General features: G+C 57.4%; 6 protein-coding genes and 1 pseudogene. 1 reads left to right on the forward strand and 6 read right to left on the reverse strand.

The features are described from left to right. Nucleotides 1–71 precede the first annotated feature (71 nt). A pseudogene (speD, locus tag ACIONG_RS28570) lies at nt 72–647 on the forward strand (adenosylmethionine decarboxylase); the annotation flags it as partial. Between the two features lie 118 nt (nt 648–765). On the opposite strand, the gene coq7 reads toward speD, so the two are convergent. The 6 genes from coq7 to hemJ form a co-directional block, all read right to left on the reverse strand. After that, nucleotides 766–1,413 (reverse strand): 2-polyprenyl-3-methyl-6-methoxy-1,4-benzoquinone monooxygenase, encoded by a 648-nt coding sequence (gene coq7 / locus ACIONG_RS28575; protein WP_401304217.1) that lies wholly within the window; start codon nt 1,411–1,413, stop codon nt 766–768. A 194-nt stretch (nt 1,414–1,607) separates the two neighbouring features. Next, complete coding sequence (locus tag ACIONG_RS28580; RefSeq protein ID WP_003228789.1) at nt 1,608–1,946, reverse strand: histidine triad nucleotide-binding protein; 339 nt, start codon at nt 1,944–1,946, stop codon at nt 1,608–1,610. Between the two features lie 81 nt (nt 1,947–2,027). After that, nucleotides 2,028–2,816, reverse strand: a complete 789-nt coding sequence (locus tag ACIONG_RS28585) for an SDR family oxidoreductase (RefSeq protein ID WP_025113537.1) — start codon at nt 2,814–2,816, stop codon at nt 2,028–2,030. Between the two features lie 61 nt (nt 2,817–2,877). Further along, a complete protein-coding gene (locus tag ACIONG_RS28590; protein ID WP_401304221.1) occupies nt 2,878–3,834 on the reverse strand; it encodes a DUF805 domain-containing protein in 957 nt (318 codons plus the stop codon). Nucleotides 3,835–3,911: 77 nt separating this feature from the next. Beyond that, nucleotides 3,912–4,880 carry an NAD(P)H-dependent flavin oxidoreductase gene (locus tag ACIONG_RS28595; protein ID WP_401304223.1) on the reverse strand — a complete coding sequence of 323 codons (969 nt, stop codon included), beginning with the start codon at nt 4,878–4,880 and terminating at the stop codon, nt 3,912–3,914. 33 nt (nt 4,881–4,913) lie between these two features. After that, the gene (gene hemJ, locus ACIONG_RS28600; protein WP_034155111.1) at nt 4,914–5,342 is read right to left on the reverse strand and encodes a protoporphyrinogen oxidase HemJ; all 429 of its coding nucleotides are present in this window, start codon (nt 5,340–5,342) and stop codon (nt 4,914–4,916) included. Nucleotides 5,343–5,501: the final 159 nt, after the last annotated feature.

The following is a 5,501-nucleotide window of genomic DNA, read 5'->3' on the forward strand; positions in this document are numbered from 1 at the left end:
CAAACATAATAACGCAAAATATATAAAAAAAAGTTACAAAAATTCAGAACATTGCTATTCAGAACTAAAAGCCACAGCGTGCCAGCGTCACGAATCAGATCTCGGAAGAGCCGGTAACCCCGACCGAAAGCCAGATCGAAGAATCGCCGGGTCCTTTGCCCGAAATTATCCTGGCCCACCTCGACAAGAGCCACATCACGGTGCATACCTACCCGGAAATCCATCCGGACGCCGGTATCGCGACTTTCCGTGTGGACATCGATGTGTCGACCTGTGGTGTCATTTCACCGCTTAAAGCGCTCAATTTCCTCATTCACCAGTTCGATTCGGACATCGTGACTGTGGATTACCGTGTGCGCGGCTTCACCCGTGACGTTGAGGGCAACAAGCACTTCATCGATCACGAGATCAATTCGATCCAGAACTACCTGTCCGAAGACACTCGCGACGCGTATCAGATGACCGACGTGAACGTGTACCAGGAAAACCTGTTCCACACCAAAATGCTGCTGAAAAACTTCGAACTGGACAACTACCTGTTCGGCGATGCCACCAGCAACCTGTCCCCTGAGCAACGTGCCCAGGTGACCGATCGTGTGAAACACGAAATGCTCGAGATTTTCTACGCGCGCAACATGCCAGCGTAAGAGTTTCAGGCACAAAAAAAGGCGACTGTCTCAGGACCGTCGCCTTTTTTATTGCTCAAACAAAGAACCCTGTAGGAGTGAGCCTGCTGCGATGAGGCCCTCAGCACCCAAACAGATCTCAGATCCGATAAGTGCTTTTGGTCATCACCTTGGCCAAAAGACTCATCCCGAATTTCACCGGCGCCGGAAACCGGAAGCCACCAGCCTCCAGCGCACTCTCCGCATGGTGCTCTTCATCTATACGCATCTGCTCAAGAATCGCCCGGGACTTCTCATCCTCGGCCGGCAACTGCTCCAGATGCTCATTCAAATGCTTGCACACCTGATGCTCGGTCGCCGCAACAAACCCGAGGCTGACCTTGTCGCTGATCAGCCCGGCAACCGCGCCAATGCCGAACGACATGCCGTAGAACAGTGGATTCAACACGCTGGTATGGCTGCCTAACTGGTGAATGCGCTGTTCGCACCAGACCAGATGATCAATCTCCTCTTCGGCCGCGTGCTCCATGGCTTCGCGTACCTGCGGCAGCTTGGCGGTCAGCGCCTGCCCCTGATACAGCGCCTGGGCACAGACTTCGCCGGTATGGTTGATGCGCATGAGGCCGGCAACATGGCGAGTGTCTTCCTCGCTCATTTGCGTTTCCGGCTGCAGAATCGCCGGCGACGGACGGTACGGCTGACCGCTGAAGGGCAGCAAGGTACGCATCGCGGCATCGGCTTGCAGCAGAAGACGGTCAATTGGCGAATAGTGACGTTGGGTAGTCATGCTGACCTCCGGGAAGAATCTCGGCGGCCAGTTTAACCGAATCGGCCGGAGAAGGTTTGCGCTGGGTCATTTGACGCGCGGTCAAGCTTTCGTGGGAGCGAGCCTGCTCGCGAAGGCATATTGTCAGGCGCTGATGAATTGAATGTGCCGACGTCTTCGCGAGCAGGCTCGCTCCCACAGTGTGCGTGTGACGTTTAGCCCGGCGGCCAGTTCATCTGGCGTTGACCGAGTACATGCATATGAATGTGGTAGACGGTCTGCCCACCTTTTTCATTGCAGTTCATCACCACCCGGAAGCCTTCTTCACAGCCCAGCTCCAGCGCCAGACGTTGCGCTGTGAACAGGATGTGCCCGGCCAGTGCCTTGTCGTCTTCGGTGAGGTCGTTGAGGGTGCGCACCGGTTTCTTCGGGATCACCAGAAAATGCACCGGTGCCTGTGGAGCGATGTCATGGAACGCCAGAACCTGGTCGTCCTCGTAAATGATCTTGGCCGGGATCTCCCGGTTGATGATCTTGGTGAACAGAGTATCCACTGCTGTTTTCTCCGTTGTGTGGGCGAGTCTGAGTCTACTCATGGGGAATGAACTCGCCCAGTTGTTTTGCCGTAGGACGGTTCAGCGCGGGCAGTAGGCCTTGTTGACCATGCCAACGATGGTGCGATTGAGCCAGCGCGAACCCAGTCGCGGTAGAAAGGCGAACCAGCGATTGCGTCGTCCCGGAATGATGATCGCGCGGTTCTTCTCCAGTGCTCGCACGGTGTACAGCGCGACTTCTTCCGGGCTCATCAGCAATTTGCTGTCTTTGAGTTTGTCGCTGTTCAGTTGTGCGGTACGAAAGAAAGCCGTGCGGGTAGGGCCGGGGCAGAGCACCGATACCTTTACCGCGCTTTGTTTGAGCTCGACCCGCAGTGCTTCGGAGAAGTGCAGCACGTAGGCTTTGCTGGCGTAATAGGTGCTCATCCACGGGCCAGGATTGAACGCCGCTACCGAGGCGACGTTGAGAATCTGGCCGCCACCCTGCAGCGCCATGCTGTTGCCGATGGCATGGCACAGGCGGGTGAGGGCGAGGATGTTCACTTCAATCAGGTCCTGCTCGGTCATCCAGTCCTGAGCGAGAAACGGGCCGCAGGTGCCAATGCCGGCGCAGTTCACCAACAGATCGATCTGCCGGTCGCCTTCTTCCAGCTCCAGCAGGAAACCGGACAGGCGCAACGGCTCGCCCAGGTCGCAGGCACGAAACAACACCTCAACGCCGAAGCGTTGGGTCAGTTCGATTGCAATACTTTCCAGCTGATCACGCTGTCTTGCCACCAGAATCAAGCTGCGGCCGCGCCGAGCCAGGGCTTCGGCCATGGCCAAGCCAATGCCGCTGGAGGCGCCAGTGATCAGAGCGTAACGGGTCATGCAATTCTCCATCGCAACAGCTCCGCGCCAGCGACGCGGGTGTCACGGCGGGGAGCGCTGTTCATTCTTTCGCAGAGTCTACAGGGGCCTGCGCCGCTTCGGCTGCATCGTCAGCGGAATTCGCTGCCGGTTCGACCTCTACGTCGATTTCATCGGTGGTCACCGAGCCGCTGTCGTAGCTGCTTTCGAGGCTGGTTTCGTACTCCTGCTGAATGGCCGATATACCACCGAGCATTCCGCCCACAAAAAACAGCCCGATAAACACGATCCACAGTGCGCTCAGCACTTTGACCGCCGTGCTGTTGGGCGGCGGTGGTGGGCCGTAGCGATTGGCGCCGGTATTGCCTGGTACGACCATGATCACAAAAGGAAAAATGCTGCCGACCAGCGGGACGAGGTTCAGCAACCACAGCCAGCCGGACCAGCCGATATCGTGCAGGCGTTGAACAGTGAACAGAATACTGATGATGACCAGCGCCAAGCCTAAAAAGACCGCGACGATGCCGCCGATGATCAGACCACCGGTGGAGTCGGAACTGACAAGTCCCACGGCAATCAGCGCGAATATGCTGAGAATCGGTAGGCTCACCAGCGTTACGACCATGGTCCAGGCCAGAAAGCGCAGGCGCCCGATCCGGCCTTCGACGCTGAACGGCTTGAGCATGGCGAATGCCGGAAGGTTTTCACCGACGTTGGCCTGGGGAGGTGCATAAGGCGAGCTAGGCTCTGCATAGGCAGGAGCAGGGGAGTGCTCGTGGACGTCCGAGAGATTCAGTTCGATGGCAGTTTCAGTTTCGACGCGTGCATCGATCCCGGTTTTGCTCAGCGCTTGCAGATAGGCTTGCGCGTCGCTATGGGACAGATCGCGTTTGAGTGCCACTGTGCGGCCGTTAAACAGGCGCTCAATGGCGGCCACGTCGCTTTTGAACAGGTCTGCCAGATTGAGCTTGGCAGTGGTGATGTCGACGCCGGGCTGTAGAGCACCGTCGAAAACGATCTTGTAACGGGGGTCGCTCATGGCCGAGGCATCCTTGTCGCGAATAGATTCAAAGGTCGTCAGTGTAAGGCCAGTCTGCTCGCGACTGGCCTGATTTTTTAGCGCGGCCAGCGCTTCGGCAACTGTGCTGCACGTTCCTGGGCCTGACGATATTCCGCGTCGAGGCGCGTGATCAACTGATCGACGCTTGGCAGATCATCGATCTGCCCCACACCCTGGCCGGCTGACCACACGGTCTTCCAGGCCTTGGCTTCGTCGCTGATCGGTTTGAGCTTGTCACCGAAATTCACTTCACCTTTGCCTTGCAGTGCGGCCAAGTCGAAACCGGCCGCCTCCAAGCTTTGGCGCATGAAACTGGCCGGTACTCCCGACACCGCTGGAGTATGGATGATGTCTGCCGCTTTGGCTGTCAGCAGCATCTCCTTGTAGGCGTCAGGCGCATGACTTTCGGTGGTGCCGATAAAGCGCGTACCGAAGTAGGCCAAATCCGCACCAAGCATCTGCGCAGCCAGAATCTCATGACCATGGTTCAGACATCCTGCAAGCAGCAACGTCTTGTCGAAGAACTCGCGGATCTCGGCGATCAGCGCAAACGGGCTCCAGGTACCAGCATGGCCCCCGGCGCCGGCCGCAACCGCGATCAAACCGTCGACACCGGCCTCGGCAGCCTTCTCGGCATGCCGGCGCGTGGTGACGTCGTGAAAGACCAGGCCACCATAGCTGTGCACCGCATCCACCAGTTCCTTGACGGCGCCAAGGCTGGTGATGACGATCGGCACTTTATGCTCGACGCAGATGTTCAAATCCGCCTGCAAGCGCGGGTTGCTGTTGTGAACAATCAGGTTCACTGCGTATGGCGCCGGGTTGTCCAGTGTCGCTAGGCCCGCCTCGATCTGTTCCAGCCAGGCTTTGAACCCGCTGCTTTCGCGTTGATTCAGTGCCGGAAAGCTGCCGATCACGCCGTTTCGGCAACAGGCCAGCACCAGTTCCGGGTTGGAAATCAGGAACATCGGCGCTGCCACTACCGGCAAACGCAGACGTTGTTCGAGCAAAGCGGGCAACGACATTATGAACACCCCAAAGAGTTGTACTTGTTGAAGTTAGAACGGCTTGACCACGACCAGAATTACGATAGCCAGCAATATCAGAACCGGGACTTCATTGAACCAGCGATAAAAGACATGGCTGCGGGTGTTCTCGCCACGGGCAAAACGTTTTACCTGCGCGCCGCACATGTGGTGATAGCCGATCAGCAGCACCACAAGGGTCAGCTTGGCGTGGATCCAGCCGCCCATGCTGAAGATGCTCGGGTTGAGATAGATCAGCCAGCCGCCGAAGATCAACGTGGCGATCATCGCCGGCCCCATGATGCCGCGATACAACTTGCGCTCCATGACGCTGAAGCGTTCTTTGCTGATCGTGTCTTCACTTTGCGCGTGATAAACGAACAGTCTCGGCAGATAGAACAGGCCGGCAAACCAGCACACGATGCTGACGATATGAAACGCTTTGATCCATAGATAGAGCATTTTTAGTTATTCCCAGGTTCACGGTAGCCCGGATAGTAGAGGCTTGAGCGTCCGCACGTCACCTTGACGGTTGTCGCAGGCGCGCGCGGCCCCTATTATCGACGGCTTTCCAGTGGGTTCGTTGAGGGCAGGTTTATGGTCAAGGTCGGTATCGTCGGC

Source organism: Pseudomonas sp. NPDC087817, from assembly GCF_044742875.1.
Classification (GTDB): Bacteria; Pseudomonadota; Gammaproteobacteria; order Pseudomonadales; family Pseudomonadaceae; genus Aquipseudomonas.

Coding starts and splice junctions, on each gene's coding strand:
- ACIONG_RS28585 (WP_025113537.1), bottom strand. CDS start 2,816: ATGACCCGTTACGCTCTGATCACTGGCGCCTCCAGCGGCATTGGCTTG.
- ACIONG_RS28595 (WP_401304223.1), bottom strand. CDS start 4,880: ATGTCGTTGCCCGCTTTGCTCGAACAACGTCTGCGTTTGCCGGTAGTG.
- hemJ (WP_034155111.1), bottom strand. CDS start 5,342: ATGCTCTATCTATGGATCAAAGCGTTTCATATCGTCAGCATCGTGTGC.
- coq7 (WP_401304217.1), bottom strand. CDS start 1,413: ATGACTACCCAACGTCACTATTCGCCAATTGACCGTCTTCTGCTGCAA.
- ACIONG_RS28590 (WP_401304221.1), bottom strand. CDS start 3,834: ATGAGCGACCCCCGTTACAAGATCGTTTTCGACGGTGCTCTACAGCCC.